This window comes from Paenibacillus protaetiae, assembly GCF_004135365.1.
In the GTDB taxonomy this organism is placed as follows: Bacteria; Bacillota; Bacilli; order Paenibacillales; family Paenibacillaceae; genus Paenibacillus_AP; species Paenibacillus_AP protaetiae.
Window position 1 is genome coordinate 2,306,763 of sequence record NZ_CP035492.1, and the last position, 16,018, is coordinate 2,322,780.

At 49.9% G+C, this 16,018-nt stretch carries 17 protein-coding genes; 4 read left to right on the forward strand and 13 right to left on the reverse strand.

Going from position 1 to position 16,018, the window contains the following annotated elements:
- Positions 1-102: 102 nt before the first annotated feature.
- The gene (locus ET464_RS10630) at positions 103-816 is read right to left on the reverse strand and encodes a M23 family metallopeptidase (protein WP_129440737.1); all 714 of its coding nucleotides are present in this window, start codon (positions 814-816) and stop codon (positions 103-105) included.
- Between the two features lie 196 nt (positions 817-1,012).
- Here ET464_RS10630 and ET464_RS10635 point away from each other — a divergent pair, with 196 nt between their 5' ends.
- Entirely contained in the window at positions 1,013-1,711 is a 699-nt protein-coding gene (locus tag ET464_RS10635; RefSeq protein ID WP_129440739.1) for a hypothetical protein, read from the forward strand.
- Between the two features lie 91 nt (positions 1,712-1,802).
- Here the strand turns inward: ET464_RS10635 and ET464_RS10640 are convergent, their stop codons facing one another.
- Positions 1,803-2,207: an NUDIX hydrolase gene (locus ET464_RS10640; protein ID WP_129440741.1), complete on the reverse strand. Its 405-nt coding sequence runs from the start codon at positions 2,205-2,207 to the stop codon at positions 1,803-1,805.
- 130 nt (positions 2,208-2,337) lie between these two features.
- On the opposite strand from ET464_RS10640, the gene ET464_RS10645 reads away from it, so the two are divergent.
- A complete protein-coding gene (locus tag ET464_RS10645; protein ID WP_129440743.1) occupies positions 2,338-2,772 on the forward strand; it encodes a DUF2663 family protein in 435 nt (144 codons plus the stop codon).
- Positions 2,773-2,904: 132 nt separating this feature from the next.
- Here ET464_RS10645 and ET464_RS10650 read toward each other — a convergent pair whose 3' ends face one another.
- The 5 genes from ET464_RS10650 to ET464_RS10670 form a co-directional block, all read right to left on the reverse strand.
- Complete coding sequence (locus tag ET464_RS10650; RefSeq protein ID WP_425271722.1) at positions 2,905-4,515, reverse strand: extracellular solute-binding protein; 1,611 nt, start codon at positions 4,513-4,515, stop codon at positions 2,905-2,907.
- A 78-nt stretch (positions 4,516-4,593) separates the two neighbouring features.
- Entirely contained in the window at positions 4,594-5,454 is an 861-nt protein-coding gene (locus tag ET464_RS10655; RefSeq protein ID WP_129440745.1) for a carbohydrate ABC transporter permease, read from the reverse strand.
- Between the two features lie 13 nt (positions 5,455-5,467).
- Positions 5,468-6,436, reverse strand: a complete 969-nt coding sequence (locus tag ET464_RS10660) for an ABC transporter permease (RefSeq protein ID WP_244226499.1) — start codon at positions 6,434-6,436, stop codon at positions 5,468-5,470.
- A gap of 703 nt (positions 6,437-7,139) precedes the next feature.
- On the reverse strand, positions 7,140-7,934 hold the full coding sequence (locus ET464_RS10665; protein WP_129440747.1) for a TrmH family RNA methyltransferase: 795 nt from the start codon (positions 7,932-7,934) through the stop codon (positions 7,140-7,142).
- Positions 7,935-7,943: 9 nt separating this feature from the next.
- Positions 7,944-8,609: a potassium channel family protein gene (locus ET464_RS10670; RefSeq protein ID WP_129440750.1), complete on the reverse strand. Its 666-nt coding sequence runs from the start codon at positions 8,607-8,609 to the stop codon at positions 7,944-7,946.
- A gap of 179 nt (positions 8,610-8,788) precedes the next feature.
- Between ET464_RS10670 and sspI the strand changes: the two genes are divergently transcribed.
- Positions 8,789-9,004 carry a small acid-soluble spore protein SspI gene (gene sspI, locus ET464_RS10675; RefSeq protein ID WP_208543850.1) on the forward strand — a complete coding sequence of 72 codons (216 nt, stop codon included), beginning with the start codon at positions 8,789-8,791 and terminating at the stop codon, positions 9,002-9,004.
- A gap of 99 nt (positions 9,005-9,103) precedes the next feature.
- On the opposite strand, the gene ET464_RS10680 is transcribed toward sspI, so the two are convergent.
- The 5 genes from ET464_RS10680 to ET464_RS10700 form a co-directional block, all read right to left on the reverse strand.
- Positions 9,104-9,484, reverse strand: a complete 381-nt coding sequence (locus ET464_RS10680; protein WP_129440752.1) for a GNAT family protein — start codon at positions 9,482-9,484, stop codon at positions 9,104-9,106.
- 12 nt (positions 9,485-9,496) lie between these two features.
- Positions 9,497-10,597: a Gfo/Idh/MocA family protein gene (locus ET464_RS10685; protein ID WP_129440754.1), complete on the reverse strand. Its 1,101-nt coding sequence runs from the start codon at positions 10,595-10,597 to the stop codon at positions 9,497-9,499.
- Positions 10,598-10,665: 68 nt separating this feature from the next.
- Positions 10,666-11,394: a ThuA domain-containing protein gene (locus ET464_RS10690; protein ID WP_129440757.1), complete on the reverse strand. Its 729-nt coding sequence runs from the start codon at positions 11,392-11,394 to the stop codon at positions 10,666-10,668.
- 49 nt (positions 11,395-11,443) lie between these two features.
- Positions 11,444-12,604 (reverse strand): Gfo/Idh/MocA family protein, encoded by a 1,161-nt coding sequence (locus ET464_RS10695; protein ID WP_129440759.1) that lies wholly within the window; start codon positions 12,602-12,604, stop codon positions 11,444-11,446.
- A gap of 33 nt (positions 12,605-12,637) precedes the next feature.
- Positions 12,638-13,645 carry a LacI family DNA-binding transcriptional regulator gene (locus ET464_RS10700; protein ID WP_129440761.1) on the reverse strand — a complete coding sequence of 336 codons (1,008 nt, stop codon included), beginning with the start codon at positions 13,643-13,645 and terminating at the stop codon, positions 12,638-12,640.
- A gap of 172 nt (positions 13,646-13,817) precedes the next feature.
- Here ET464_RS10700 and ET464_RS10705 point away from each other — a divergent pair, with 172 nt between their 5' ends.
- Complete coding sequence (locus ET464_RS10705; RefSeq protein WP_129440763.1) at positions 13,818-14,162, forward strand: TM2 domain-containing protein; 345 nt, start codon at positions 13,818-13,820, stop codon at positions 14,160-14,162.
- Between the two features lie 158 nt (positions 14,163-14,320).
- Here the strand turns inward: ET464_RS10705 and ET464_RS10710 are convergent, their stop codons facing one another.
- Positions 14,321-15,907: a peptide chain release factor 3 gene (locus ET464_RS10710; protein ID WP_129440765.1), complete on the reverse strand. Its 1,587-nt coding sequence runs from the start codon at positions 15,905-15,907 to the stop codon at positions 14,321-14,323.
- Positions 15,908-16,018: the final 111 nt, after the last annotated feature.

Below are 16,018 nucleotides of genomic sequence, written 5' to 3' on the forward strand. Positions count from 1 at the left end.
ATTCCGGCGCTTCCGGACACAGCAAGCGGCTGCAAGGGAGCGGGAACATCCCTTGCAGCCGCTGTGGACATGCCTCGGTTGACGGTAATCCCGGATCAGCGCTTAGAACAGCCCTGCCCGGTGCATCACCGTAATGAGCCGGTAGAAGTCCTCTGATCCGCCTTCCGGCGTATCGACGATTCCGGCTTGCGCCGCGGCATTCACCGCATCAGCTGCCCAAGCGGGAATTGCCGCCAGCTTATGTTTCGCCTCGATTGCTGCAAGCCGCTGCTCCAATTGCTCTGCTTTGGCCTGAAGCGCCTGCATCAGCTGTTTGTCCTCCGCTGCCATTGCCTTCTCCTCCTCCGGGTTTAACAAGCCGTGCCGCGCATTATAACGGTTCAAATAGTCGGTTGGGTTAACGACGCCCGCTTCGGTTGCGGTATACCCGAACAAAGGCGCAGACGCCTTGCGGACCTCATAATGAAGATGTGGCCCCGTGCTTTGCCCTGTGCTGCCCTGCCGCCCGATCAATTGCCCGCGTGCAACCGTCTGGCCGACAGTTACGGAAGTAGCGGACAGATGAGCATAACAATGTAAATAACCGTCTATATCCTTAATCGCTACGGTAATCCCGTAACCGCCCAAACCGCTGCCCGCTGCGCCTTCCTTTGCATGCAAAACCGTGCCGTCTGTAAACGCATACAGCGGGCTGTCGGCAGGGCTTGCTTCAAGATCGATGCCGCGGTGGAAACTTAAGCCGCCCGCAATCGGATGGATGCGCATGCCGAAAGGGCTTGTTACTTTAAAATGGCTGTCGTACGGCCATGTTGCCATTTCAACACCTCTTCCCGTTGAATCTAGTTCTATCTAGCCGTTCTATTGCTACTCTATTCAAAGAAAAGAAAAATGGATTGGATGGCTGACGGGCTGCCCTCTTTTAAAAAAACGCCAAACAAGCCGCTGCCTATACTGTGCGGAATCCAATATACGGTATAAAATAGAAACGATTCTATCAGATTGGGAGATGGCCATGAGGAAACTCGCTTCATCCGTTATTGCGCTGCTGCTCGGCATTCTGTTTTACCGGGTCGCAAACTTCCGCTTCTCCGAAGAAGAAGTGCGGCTGTATGAGCAGCTGTATGCACAAGCTTTACATAGCAAAGAGGGCATCCAGATGCCCGCATCGGTTTCAAAAGCCCGCTTCCTGCAGTACATCGCCTATACGAAGCCGGTTGTGCTGCACGGCACGAACCGCCCGGATATCGCAACGTTTGAGCCGCGCCGGCAAACGCTTTATAACGGTACCTATACGGAAGCGGTATTTGCCGCCAAAGACGGCATCTTTGTGTTATTTTACGCCGTATTGGACCGCAGCAAGGTTTTGTACAACATGCGGAACGCTTGTTTCCATACCGGAACCCGCCGCTATTATTATTTTTCGTTAACCTTGGAGACGGTACGGAACTATCCATGGACAAACGGAACGGTTTATGTGCTGCCGCAGGAGCCGTTTACATTCGCAGCCGCCGGTAAGCTGGCAGCTTTTGAGGAATGGGTGAGTTCGTCCCCCGTGGAGCCGCTCGCCAAAATAAACGTCGAGCCCGCCGATTTTGTATTCCGGAACCGGGTGGCAGCTCATCCGCATGCCGAGCATCCTGTTGTCAGTTGGCTGCTGTACAAGCGCAGAGTGAAACGAATGAAGCTGCCCGTCGGGGACGATCTGGTCTAACCGGATGGACCGGCCTTCGTGCAGGGCAACAGAACGGTTCGGCTTCCATGTACGGACGATGCCTCTTGGCAGTGCCAAAAGGCATCGTTCATTATCGCTGCAGCCGCTGCTGCTCGTGCAGCTTATCCATCACGATCCGGCCTGCTTCGGACATCCGCTCCCGGCCGCTGTAACCAAGCCAGCCCAGTTCCTCGATTTCCGCCGCAGCGGTTAACGTCCCTTCAAAGTCTGCTGAATAACAGGTCATCTTCACCATAACACCTTCCGGTTTCCCGTGAGCTTGCGCTTCAATTGTAATCTCCTGCTTGATCGTCTCCGGTATAATGCGCACCGTCAGTTCTTCCTCTACTTCGCGGGCAAGCGCTTCTTCATCCGTTTCCCCTTGTTCCCTTTTGCCGCCAGGAATATAAAACAGTTCCTTTCCTTTGGAACGAACCGCCAATATTTTGCCGTCCTTCACATAAATCCATGCGAGCTTATCAATGGCTGCATTCATTTGGCATCCCCTTGTTTGTATTGGAGTGGAATTAAATATAAATTGACGAATGGCCTATTCCTTAGGTATGTCCATAGGTTCTATCACATAACATGGAATTGGATATTTAGTTTCTAAGGAGTGATCATACATGTCTTGGCGTGACCACGTTTCCGACGATGCGAAATTCATGATAGACGCACTTGTTGAACGAAAAACGAAACTTGACCGTTTAAGAGCGATTGCAACGATAACGGTCATCCTATTTTCGGTTTCTTTTTTTCCGTTGGCAACTTCATTTTATAAACATACGAAAACAAGCAAGGAGGATATCCTCAACTTATTTGAAGGCTTATTCAGCCATTTTTTTAATTTTATTCTGATTCTCGCTTCGATTACAAGCTTGCTCTGCCTTCATTATTTATCACAAGAAATAAGCACGGCCAAAAAGAAATACGATACCCTCCGGTTTGAAGCCATCGACCGGTTTTACACCTCATGGCATAAAACGAACGGTTCGGCTTTGAGGGATGAAATCTCCTTGTATTTAAAAGAAAAAGGAATTAATTTCGTGCATAAAGCCTGATCCTCTCTCCCGTTAAGGGCAACCGTACGGCGGTATGCTTTCGATGGGGTGAAAGGATTCCCGTAAAAACAAAACGGCCGTTGTCCGGTGGAATACCGGACAACGGCCGCCGCATTAATAGGCAACTCTTCCTTATTGGCCATTTTGAGTTTTGTAATTTTTAATATACTCGTCCTCAACCGCCTGGCCGCCCTGAACCATATACTGTTGAACCAGTGATTTGTACAAGCTGTCCACCTCGGCCGGCTTGGCAACAATTAGTTTTGCGAGCATTTGGGCCGATAGATTTTTAAGCTCTGCATTGCTTTTGGCGTCAGCTGCATTCGGGATGGAATAGAAATAAGTTGCATAATAGTCCGTCATGCCCACCTTCAAAGCATTTTCCGCATCCTTTTCGTAACCTGGATATCCCGCAGAGATCGCTTCGCTATTTTTCTGCTGGTCGCCCAATTCAATCCCGTTGGATAAAATATCATAGTCAAGGTTGTTCGCAACCGTCATCATCTTATCGCCTTCATTCGTTGTTCCTGTCTGTTTAGGAATACCATTAACCATGTTGTAATCCACGCCTTCTTCACCATTTTGGAGGAAGAGGGTTACCTTCGGGTCTGCCATCCAGTTGAGGTATTGGATAGCAAGGTCAACATTTTTGCTTGATTTAGGTATAATGATGTACATCCCATTTGGGCTGTACCCGTTTTTAGGATGCTTCCCTGCATCATTTTGCCATGGATCAATCGGAATAAGCTCCGCGCCTGGAACGTTCTTCACAAGGTTGGCATATGTGCCTGGCGCCGTTCTGTACGGGCCGTCCCAGTTCGTCTGGAATGCTCCGACTTTCCCGTTGGAAATATCCGCATCCAGCATTTTTCCATCTTTATCCGTTGCAAAGTTCGGGCTGATCAAATCTGCATTATACATCTTGTTCATATATGCAACCGCCTTATCAAACCCCGGCAAACTCCAGTTCGTCAGCCAGATCGCCTGCGGCTGGAGGGTAGCAAACTGCTCTTCCGTAAGGTTAGACGGTTTAAAAGCTTCCGGTATATAGCTTAAGCCCGGGTTTAATGGCTGCAAGGAATAACCGTAAGGAATAACCCCGCTTACATTGCCTGGATTTTTCTCTTTGAATGCCACCATGGTGTTATAAAATTCATCCGGCGTCGTAGGAACGGGAAGCCCCAGCTTATCCAGCCAGTCTTTACGGATAAACGTATTGGAACCAGCGAGAACAGTCCGCTTGCCCGGCACAGCATATTGCTTGCCATTAAATTTGCCGTACTTTAACACATCATCGCCAAGATATTGGGTCAACACGGGACCATACTGCTTGAGAGCTGAATCAAGATCCGCCAAACCGCCTTGCTGTACATAATTGTAAACAACGCCTTGATTGTAGGTGAAAGAAATGTCAGGTGCCTGACCGGCTGCCATCAATACATTCAATTTGTCTACTTCCTCGGCTCTAGGCACAGATACATATTTTACAGTTACATTAAACTGCTTGCCGAAATTATCGTTGACATATTTCGTCCAGAAGTTATTGTTCAAATCCGGCTGTCCGGGCTTGCCTCTGTCGAATACTTCAACCGTTAATGTCCGATGTTCTTTTGGAGTGCCTGCTGTACCGTTTTGTGTACTGCTTGATGAATTACTCTGACAGGCGGCCAGTGCAGACGCAAATGTTAGCGCTACCAAAGAAACAAAGATAGACCTCTGTATCTTTACCTTCAAAGAAATCACTCCTTTTTAATAGGTGCCTATTTATTTATATAAATTCGCAAAGCAGATGAATGAAATCATCCCTTTTACGTATCTATATCAACCTTTAACGGCGCCGATCATAATGCCGGATACAAAATATTTCTGAAGCCACGGATACACGAGAAGAATGGGGACCGTACCGAACATGATACTAGCCGCTTTCAACGCCTCTGAAGGCAGATTGACATTGACATTCTCGCCAGACAGCTGCTGCGAAATATTGATGACGTTATACAATTTGAGCTGGATTGTATACAGGTTCTGGTCTGTAATGTAGAACAGGGCATCCTGAAAATAATTCCATCTGAATACGGCGTACAATAAGCTGACTGTGGCAAGCGCCGGCTTGGAGAGGGGCAGCACAATTTTGAGCAAAATTTGAAGTTCGTTGCACCCGTCCAAATGCGCGGCTTCTTCCAGGCTGTCAGGCAAGCTCTGAAAAAACGATTTCAATATGATCATATAATACACGCTCATCATACCCGGCAAAATCAGTGCAAATGGCGTGTTCAATAAATTCAGATTTTTAATATTCAAATAATCCGGAATTAATCCGCCGCTAAAATACATGGTAAACAGCATGATGAGCAATATCGCATTCCGGCCTTTAAGCCTTTTTTTCGTCAGCGGGTATGCCGCCAAAATGGTAACGATCAAAGCCAGGAGCACAAAGCCAGCCGTCAGAATCACTGTATAAAACAAGGAATACAGCATACTGGCATCCCCGAATACCACCTTATACGCTTCGATATTAAAGTCGATCGGATAGACGGTTACCGCCTGGGATATAATCGCCCTATTCGAGCTTAGTGATTGTGAAAGAATATAGAGAAAAGGGACCAGGCATACTATAACCGAAATTAAAACAATAAACGCTGCTATATAATCTGTAATTTTATTTTTTATCTCATATGACATTGCCGGTTCCTCCCTACCATATTCCATTTTCGCCTAATTTTCGGCTTATAAAATTGGAACCTACCAGGAATATCAAGCAAATAACAGACTGGAACAAGCCGACGGCTGCAGCAACGGAAAAGTTGGCCGATTGAATACCTACGCGATATACATAGGTACTGATAACGTCGCCAAAATCCATAACCAGGTTATTTTGAATATTAAACGGACGGTCGAAGTTAATCGCCATTATGTTCCCGATCTGCAGGATCAGCAAAATGACAATCGTTGGCCGTATGCCCGGCAGCGTAACATGCCATATTTTCGCGAATCTTCCTGCGCCATCCGCGTCCGCGGCCTCATACAGCTGCTTATCAATCCCCGTCATCGCTGCCAGATACAGAATCGTCCCCCAACCAGCATTTTGCCATACCCCGATTAAAGAATAAGTGGCAACCCATGCATATTTGTTCGTAAGGAACGGTAACGGCTCGCCACCCAAATGGCTGATGACGGAATTTAACATGCCTGTTGGAGAAAGCAGCTGGGCCACAATTCCGCCGATAATAACCCAGGAAAGGAAATGGGGCAAATACAGGATGGTTTGACTTATTTTTTTAAACTTATTCCATACCAGTTCATTGATCAAAACCGCTAATAGAATCGGGGCTGGAAAGCCCACAATCAAATCCAAACCGTTAAGCATTAACGTGTTGCGGACAACCTGAAAAAACTGCGGCGATGAAAAAATTTGCTTAAAGGTAGCAAAGTCATTCCATGGGCTCATGTTGGCGCCTTGAAAAATGTTATAGTCCTTAAAAGCAATTTGAATGCCATACATAGGCGCATATTTAAATGTCAATATGTAGATAATCGGGATAACCAGCATGAGATAAAGGATATAATCATGCTTGATATAGTAGAATAAACTTTTTTTCTTCTTCAGCAGCTTGCCGACGCTTTCCTTATTATCCAGAACAACACTGCCATCCATTGCTTTCATAAACTACAACCTCCATTTCTGCGGCTCTTCGCTAAGGACAAGTTGTTGTTGGTCAATGAAGTTTGCAACGATTGAAATATCGCCTGATTGTATGCGCTTTCATAATTGAAGTAATCCCTCGCTTTGCAGCGGAGCTCTCGGGTCGTATTCAGAATTAAGAATTTGGGTGCGGATTTTTTAAAAAAAAGATGGAAAAATTCGAAGTAACGGTGCTCTCGATGCAGCGTTATGGTTCGTAAGAGGATTCATGCAGCACGGTGTTTTCATGAAGGATCAAATTGGGAGTCGAATTGGAAGCTGTTCAAGCGGATTGGGGCGCGCCACTCGCCGCCGACCGTAATGTAGGTAACGAAATCATTACAGCTGTTATGCCAGGCCTCGGCATGCACATAGACATCACCCTCTCGTATTACGATTAGTTAATCCACTGAATAAACTAAATTGCCGTGACTACGGTCGATTTTAGGAAAGCGGGTCGTTTCAACATATATTGTAGTCTAGATTCCAACAAATGTAAACCCTTTCATAGACCTAATTATGCTGAAATCGGGGCGTTTTATGGTTACAAAAGACTAGCCTGCTATCCCGCATTTGCGGCTTAGGCAAAAAAAGAACGGATACCGGTTTCGTTCTCACCGGATATCCGTTTCGATTTTTGCAGCATCTCGTTCATCTATGCTGCCGCGTTGATGGCGCCTGCTGTTTAGCGATAATGCCGCTGCCGCAGCGCTTCATACAACAGGACGCTGGCTGCCATCGCAACATTAAGCGATTCGGCTTTGCCTTTCATCGGGATAATAACCGTCTCATTGACCATAGCAAGAACAGCCGGGGACAACCCGTCCGCTTCGCTGCCAAACAGCATCCACGAAGGCTGTCTCCAGTCGTAGGAGTAACAAGTATGCTGCGCCTGCAGGCTGGTGCCGACCAGCCTCATGCCGCGTTCCTGCGCTTCCGGTAGCAGCTTGGATAGATCCGCCTCGATGATCGGCAAATGAAATAAAGACCCCATCGTTGATCGTACCGTTTTCGGATTATATAAATCTACACAGCCTTTGCCCAGCACAACTGCATCTGCGCCAGCCGCATCCGCCGCTCTGATAATAGTTCCTGCGTTGCCCGGGTCCCGCACGCCGTCGAGCACCACAACCAGGCTGTCCTGCCGGAACAGCGCCGACGTGTCATTGTTTCGTTTGCCGACAACCGCAAATACCGGCGGAGCCGAGTCCGTCCCCGTACATTTGGCCATGACGGCCGTAGATGCCGCCGCCCATTCTTGCGCGCCGGCGCCGTCCATATACGGCTCCAGCTCCGAAGGAACTCCCCGCTCCATGTCGTACACGACGACATGGACAGCCGCGCCGGCGTCAAACGCTTCTTTAATCAGATGGATGCCTTCAATAATAAACCGTCCCGACCGGTCACGGTGTTTTTTGTCCAGCAAAGCCGCCCATTGCTTAACCCGCTCGTTATGGACGGATGTAATTGTTATATTCATTGTTATCCGTTAACCTTCCGCATATGCAATTTCTAATTGGGATAAGTCCTTATTTCTTCCGACGATGACAAGCACATTATTTTCTGCAATCAAATCATCGGCGTTAGGGGCAATATTCATGGACGAGCCTGTTTTGATCGCCATCACATTGCATTTGTATACAGCCCGCACATCAAGCTGCTTCAGGCTTTTTCCGATCATTTGCGCCGGTGCCTTCAATTCTATAATGCTGTATTCGTCGGACAGCTCAATGTAATCCATAATATTGGGGGATACTAAATTGTGGGCCACACGAGACCCCATATCCCGCTCCGGATGAATGACTTTGTCGGCGCCGATTTTGCCCAGCACCTTGCCGTGCAGCTCGTTTTGCGCTTTCGCAATAATAACAGGCACGCCCAAATCCTTCATAATCAGCGTAGTCAGAATGCTTGCTTGAATGTCTTGGCCGATGGCAACTACCACAACATCGAAGTTCCGGATGCCAAGCGAACGCATCGCATCCTCATCTGTAGAATCAGCTGTTACGGCATGGGTGACAAAATCCGCCACTTCCCGGACCCGGTCTTCGTCAGCATCAATCGCCAGCACTTCATAATCCATCTCTGCCAAAACTTTTGCGACACTGGAGCCAAAACGGCCAATCCCGATTACCGCAAATTGTTTTTTCGCCACGTTTGCTGCTCCTCTCCAACTTCACCGTTTTTTACGTATTCCCCATTATATCATACCCGCTTATCCGGCATGAAACACGATGGCAGCGGGCATAGTAAGTCACAGCGGCGCCGGTTGCCGCGGTTCAGTTTCGTTTGGCCTTAAACTTCAAAACTTGCCATCATGACACAGGAGGTCCGATGATGCAGCTCGATTTGCGGCAAGCCATTACGAAGATTGTCCAAGACAAATCCAGCGATGAGCTGAACGACATGATTACTCAATCGATCAACAGCGATGAGCACGCATTGCCCGGTCTAGGCGTATTGTTCGAAATGATCTGGCAGGAATCGTCCCATCCGGAAAAAGACAGTTTGGTGCAGGCATTGTATTCGCATCTTCATGCCGGCAGCTGACAGCTTCAAAAAAAAACCGAGGCTCCATCAGAGCCTCGGTTTTCCTTTATGCCTTTTTCCTCAATGTCAGCAAATGGATGCCGCCATCGGAGATCGTTTTCACTTCGGCCGGCTTAAATCCAAACCGTTTGTACAGCCGGACGGCCGGCTCATTCGCTTGGCCGGTGGATACTGCAAAGCTTGCGGAAGCCGCATACATATCCAATACAAAAGCAAGCAGCTTCGAACCGGGTGGACGACAAGCCGGCATATTTCCGTAACACCGTCATGTTGCAGAACCGCGATTACACCGGCTAAACGCCCTTGCTCCCAATATCCCCAGAACAGTTCCTCGCTTGCCTGAAGGTGCTCGATCGTTTCATGCAAGGCGGGAATGCCATAGAAGCCAATCCGCTCAGCTTCTGTACGATAAGCCGGGATTTGCACCTCCATAACTTTCTCCGCCGTGTCCAGCCGTTGAATGTCCAGCTGCGTCAGCATTCCGCGCTGCCCTTAGTCAAGGCCAAACGGAGCAAGGCCAAGCGGCAGCGAAGCCGGTCTTTCGCAGCTGCTTGTCATCTTGTAATGCTCGCCTTTTTCAGCGGCAACATGAATGCCAACCATTGCTTCCAGCACATGATAGCCAAGCTCGCCGCTTGCGCGGTGCTTGCGGCCGGTTTGAATCGCTTTGGCCATATCGGCTGCGCCCATGCCGCGTCCGTTCTCCGTATTCGGGAACGCCAGCGGAATGTCCGACCATTCCTGCGAGCCGGCTCTTCTTACTTTTACCGTGCCGCCGAAATTGTTAGGATCCGGAACCATCATCGAGCCTTGGCTGCCGTACACTTCAATCCAAGGAAGCTGGGAGCCGCCCTTGACGTCAAAGCTTGTTACAATCGTGCCGATTGGCCCGTTTGCAAATTCAAGCACGCCGGCCACGTGGGTTGGCACTTCCACTTCGATTTTTTGGCCGGCTTTTGGTTTGCTTGTAATGGTGCGCTCAGGGTAGGAGATGCGCGTCGAACCTGTCACGCGGGCAATCGGCCCAAGCATTGCAACAAGCGCCGTAATATAATAAGGTCCCATATCAAACATTGGGCCGCCGCCGTGCTGATAATAAAATTCCGGAGACGGATGCCACGACTCATGGCCGCCCGACATCATAAATGCCGTTGCCCCGATTGGCGTGCCAATCCAGCCGTCTTCAATAACTTTAATAGCCGTCTGCAAACCGCCGCCGAGGAACGTGTCCGGCGCGCTGCCGACAAGCAGCCCTTTTTTCGCAGCCAGTTCCATCACTTTACGGCCGTCTTCCAGCGTAACCGAAAACGGCTTCTCCACGTATACATGTTTGCCAGCTTCCAGTGCCTGCAAGCATACTGCAGCATGGGCTTGCGGGATGGTCAAGTTAATGACCATATCAATAGCCGGGTCCGCAAGCATCTCTTCAACCGAACAGCCGCGAATGCCGAATTCTTCCCCTTTCGCCTTAGCGCGCTCTACATCCAAATCCGCACAAGCCACTACTTCGGCCGCTTCAAAAGACGAACCATTTTTCAAATAAACGGTGCTAATATTCCCTGTCCCAATAATGCCGATTTTAATTTTTTCCATTTGGCTTAAACGCTCCCCTCGTCTGCCTTGCCCCATTAAATGTAGTAAATGATGCGATGGATTAAACTTTACAGCTGATTGTCCTGCATGCTGGTATAGGCAGGCTGTTTATTGGCTTTTCCTGCTTGCTCCGCTTTGGTTTTGCCTTCCGCGCACCAGAGGAAACCGCGGCGCATCAGCTCCGTAACGGATGGAATTTCGATGATGTCCGCATGATGGCCAAGCGAGTTGTAGTACACGCGGCCTTGTCCCCATCGTTTTGTCCATACAACCGGCATATCAACGGCTTTGTTCGTGGAATGCGGCCCGTCTACGACCGGGAACCGGGTTGTTGCCAACACTTCGATAGCCGGGTCGACATGCAAGTAATATTGCTCGGATTTCACTGTAAAATCTTCAATATCTTCCGTAAGCGTGCTGGAGCTGTGTTTAATATTCACGACATATTCCACGCCGTCGTTGCCCGGGTGCGCAACCCATTGGCCGCCCGTCATAAACTGCCAGTCCACATTCTCGCGGAACGAATCACACATGCCGCCGTGGCAGCCTGCAAGACCAACGCCGCTTTGAACCGCTTCGCTGATATTGTTGACATATTGGCCTTCAATGCGGCCCATCGTCCATACCGGAACGATCAGGTCAAGCTGCTTCAGCTTCTCCACATCGGCGAAAGAATCCAGCGTATCGGATACTTCCACCTCGAAACCTTCCTTCACCAACGTTTGGCGGAACAGCTCGCTTACCTCTTTCGGCTCATGCCCGTCCCAGCCGCCTTGTACGATTAACGCTTTTTTCATGTTGAAGTCTCCTTTATTTGATGTCGTCGATATAATTTTCAGCTTGCCGTTACAGCTCAGAGATCGAAACCCAGCGGCGCTCGGCAATTGACTGATCCACCGCTTCCAGCACTTCCTGGCATTTCACGCCGTCATGGAAGTTTGGAGAAGGCTGGCGGTCTTCCTCAAACGCTTTCATCAGCTCAAGCACTTCATGCGTGAACGTATGCTCATAGCCAATCGTATGGCCGGCCGGCCACCAGGCATCCATATACGCATGGGCTGCATCTGTCGCGAGTACACGGCGGAACCCTTGCACATCCTCTGCATCATCCGCAAAATAAACTTCCAGCTCGTTCATGCGCTCAAAATCAAATTTGATGCTGCCTTTGCTGCCGTTAATTTCAAAAGCGTTCGTACAGCGGTGTCCGCCGGCAAACCGGGTAGCTTCAAATGTACCGATTGCGCCGTTTGCGAATTTAGCAAGGAACAACGTCGCATCATCTACCGTAACCGGGCCGCGTTCGCCGGACGAACCGCCTTTCGCGCTGAGGCCTGTCATCGCGCTTGGCAGCGGGCGTTCCTTCACGAACGTTTCGCTCATGCCGATCACTTCGGCAAACTCGCCAACGAGGAAACGCGCAAGGTCAATCGAATGCGCCCCAAGGTCGCCGAGTGAACCGGAGCCGGCGATTTCTTTTTGCAGGCGCCATACAAGCGGGAATTCGGGATCCATAATCCAATCTTGCAGGAACACCGCACGGATATGATGGATTTTGCCGATGCGTCCATCCGCAATCAGCTTTTTGGCCAGCTGAACAGCCGGTGCAAAACGGTAATTGAAGCCAACCATATGTTTAACGCCTGCCTGTTCAGCGGCATCCAGCATTTCGCGGGCATCGGCCAGCGACAATGCAAGCGGCTTCTCGCAAAACAAATGCTTGCCCGCCTCAGCTGCGGCAATGGCGATATTTTTATGAGCATCGCTTGGCGCGTTAATATCAATCAGATCAATGTCGTCTCGGGCAATCAGCTGCTTCCAGTCCGTTTCGGCTGTTTCCCAGCCGAATTGGGCACGGGCCGCTTCCAGCGCTTCCGGATCGCGTCCGCAGATTGCTTTCATTACCGGCTTTACAGATGCCGGAAAAAACATCGGCAATGCCCGGTATGCGTTGCTGTGCGCTTTACCCATAAATTTGTAGCCTACCATGCCAACTCGAATATTGCTCATTTGTCCATTACCGCCTCTCTTATCCTTTATTTATTAAAATAGGGAAGACGCCCGCTTCACCAAACGTACCGGGAGCACTTCGCTTTGCGGCTGAACGATGGATTCATTCAGCAGCAACTCGGCGGCCCGTTGTCCCATTTCATAGAAGGGAACCGCTACGGTTGATAGCTGAGGGTGAACAATACGGGATCCGTCCGAATCGTCGTATCCGATGATCGCGATTTGTTTCCCTGTTTCAATCCCACATGCACGCAATCCATTCATGAGGCCGATACCCATCCGGTCATTAGCCGTAAACACAGCATCGACCTCACCTTGCTTGTATCGTTCCGCTATAGCTGCAGCGGCAGCGTAACCGCTTCTGCTGCTGTAATTGCCGGTAAACAGAAGCTCTGGCGACAGTTCCAATCCTGCTTCCGCAAGCGCTTTCTTGTATCCTTCAAACCGGTCCAGGCTGTTCGTATACAGCTCCGGCCCGTTAATGAAAGCAATTTGCTTGCAGCCGTTTTCGATCAGATGGCGGACTGCTTCATAGCTGCCTGTTTTATGGTCGGCGTCTACCGACAAATACCCTTCCTCGTCAAAACGCTGGTTGACCAGGCAAAACGGGTACTTCTCCCGGGCAAGCTCCGCAAGGGAGTTCCGTTCCTCCTCCGTAGACTGGGAGCCCAGCACAATGCAGGCGTCAATCTTGCGCATCCGGAACAGCTGGGCATAATCCAGCCCCTCATCCCGGAAAATAAGCAAAAGATCGTATCCAAGCCGCTTGGCTGCCTCGCCGATTCCGCTTAAAATCTCGGAAAAATAATAGGTCGAGAACAAATGCACCTTGGGTACAAAAGGCAAAATGACGCCAATGTTGCCGCTTTTGCGTCTGGCGAACTGCCTTGCAATCGCGCTTGGCACATAACCAAGCTGCTCGGCCGCGGCCAGCACCTTACGGCGTGTTTCCTCTTTCATCGGGCCTACGCCGTTTAATACGCGGGACACCGTCGCTTCCGAGACGCCCGCAAGCTCCGCTACTTCTTTTCTGCTGCTCATATCGGGTGTCTCCTTACTTCAAAATCATTTAATTGCACCTAATGTACACGCGTACATTATTGCATGTAAGCACTTTCTCTGTCAATGTACTTTTTTTGATGCAACTTGATATTGTGATTTTTTCCTGGCCTCGGTAGAATAACAGGATATACTAGAAAAGGAGCTTTTATGCATGAGTTATAACTTGGGGATTAAAAGCCAGCTGGACGCAAGAGAATTGCTGCTGCTGGAGCAAGAAGTGAAATCGCGCGGCAAAAATATGATACTCGCTTATGTGCTTTGGTATTTCCTGGGTATGATTGGCGGGCATCGCTTTTATTTGGGCAAGATCGGCACTGCTGTCGCACAGCTGATTTTGACGCTTACCGTTGCAGGAATTATTGTTACGGCTATATGGTGGATTGTGGACGCCTTTCTCGTTTTCCAAATCGTGCGCGACAAAAACAATGAAGTAGAAACGGAAGTGCTGGATGAAATAGTAGCCCATCGCAAGCCGTTTCCTCCGGGAACCTTTTAATCCCCGGGGCGAATACCAAATTTGCTTGAGCAAGCACTCGAAGCTATCAATCCCCGCCTCAGTAAAGCGGAAACAATAAAACCGGGCCTCCGTCATGACTGCCCCTGTCGCATGGACAGGAACCGTCTGTTCTCGGAGAACCCGGTTTTTGTATTCCATTACGGCTGCGTCTCTAGGAATTTGGCCGTCGGATTTTTTTCCATTGCAGTGCGCATCGCATATTCGTTCTCGAAGAGCGCCACATAATTGCCTTTTTTATCTTTGACAAGCGTAGAGTTAATACGGAATTTGGTCGGATCCAGGTTCTCGTCTACAATCCATCTTGCAGCTTGGAACGTCATCCGGTGAAGCTGGATTTCGACGCCGTATTCGGCGCGCATCCGGTGTTCGAATACTTCGAATTGCAGATGGCCCACGACGCCAAGGATCGTCTCGTCAAAGTTGCCGATGGAATGGAAAATTTGAATGGTGCCTTCTTCCGTCAGCTGATCGAGCCCTTTTTGATATTGCTTATGCTTCAGCGCGTTTTTAACGGTTACCTTTGCAAAAATTTCCGGCGGGAACGTTGGCAGTTCATCAAATACGACCTCGCCGCCTTGCGAAAGCGAATCGCCAATCCGGAAAATGCCCGGGTCGAACAATCCGATAATATCGCCCGGATAAGCCGTCTCTACAATATCGCGGTCCTGTGCCAGAAACTGCTGCGGCTGCGACAGCTTGATGTCTTTGCCGGCGCGAACGTGGCGGACGCTCATGCCCCGTTCGAAACGTCCCGAGCAAATGCGCAGGAAAGCGATGCGGTCGCGGTGGGCCGGGTTCATATTTGCTTGAATTTTGAACACGTAGCCCGTAAACTTCTCATTCGTTGGCTCTACCGGACCTTCCGTGCTGTTGCGCGGCCCTGGTTTCGGCGCAAGCTGCAGGAAGTTTTCCAGGAACGTCTGTACGCCGAAGTTATTGACCGCACTGCCAAAAAAGACAGGCGTCAGCTCGCCGGAACGAACTTTGTCAAAATCAAACGGGTCGCCGGCGACATCCAGCAGCTCCAGGTCTTGAACGAGCTGATCATGCAAATACTCGCCTGCCATGTCGCGGATAACCGTGTCATTATAATCGTCTACCGGACGCACTTGAATGGTAGAGTGGTCGTCGCCCTGGAACAACTCTACCTGGTTTTTCATCCGGTCATAGACGCCGCACAGATCGCGGCCCATGCCGATCGGCCAGTTCATCGGCACCGAACGGATGCCCAGCACCTGCTCCAGCTCTTCCATCAGCTCAAACGGGTTTTTCCCTTCACGGTCAAGCTTATTAATGAACGTAAAAATCGGAATGCCGCGTTTGCGGCAAACCTGGAACAGCTTGATCGTTTGGGCTTCGACGCCTTTCGCCACGTCAATCAGCATGACGGCGCTGTCCGCCGCTGTAAGCGTACGGTACGTATCTTCACTGAAGTCTTGGTGACCGGGCGTATCCAGAATGTTGACGCGGTGGCCATTGTAATCAAACTGCATAACACTGGACGTAACGGAGATGCCGCGCTGCTTTTCGATCTCCATCCAGTCCGATGTGGCATGGCGGCTTGCTTTTCTAGCTTTTACGCTGCCCGCCAGACGAATCGCTCCCCCAAACAAAAGCAGTTTTTCCGTCAATGTCGTTTTCCCTGCGTCAGGGTGGGAAATAATCGCAAACGTGCGCCGTTTGTCGACTTCCTTTTGAATCTCATTGTGTAATGTTTGGCTCATACTTGCCTTCCCTTCATTGCCCGCTCCAGCAGTTTCCCCATGCGGACATGCTTACTCTTATTTACAACAGCGTGCCGGCCCCACCTGTTGGCGGGCCGGCTCGTGGAATGC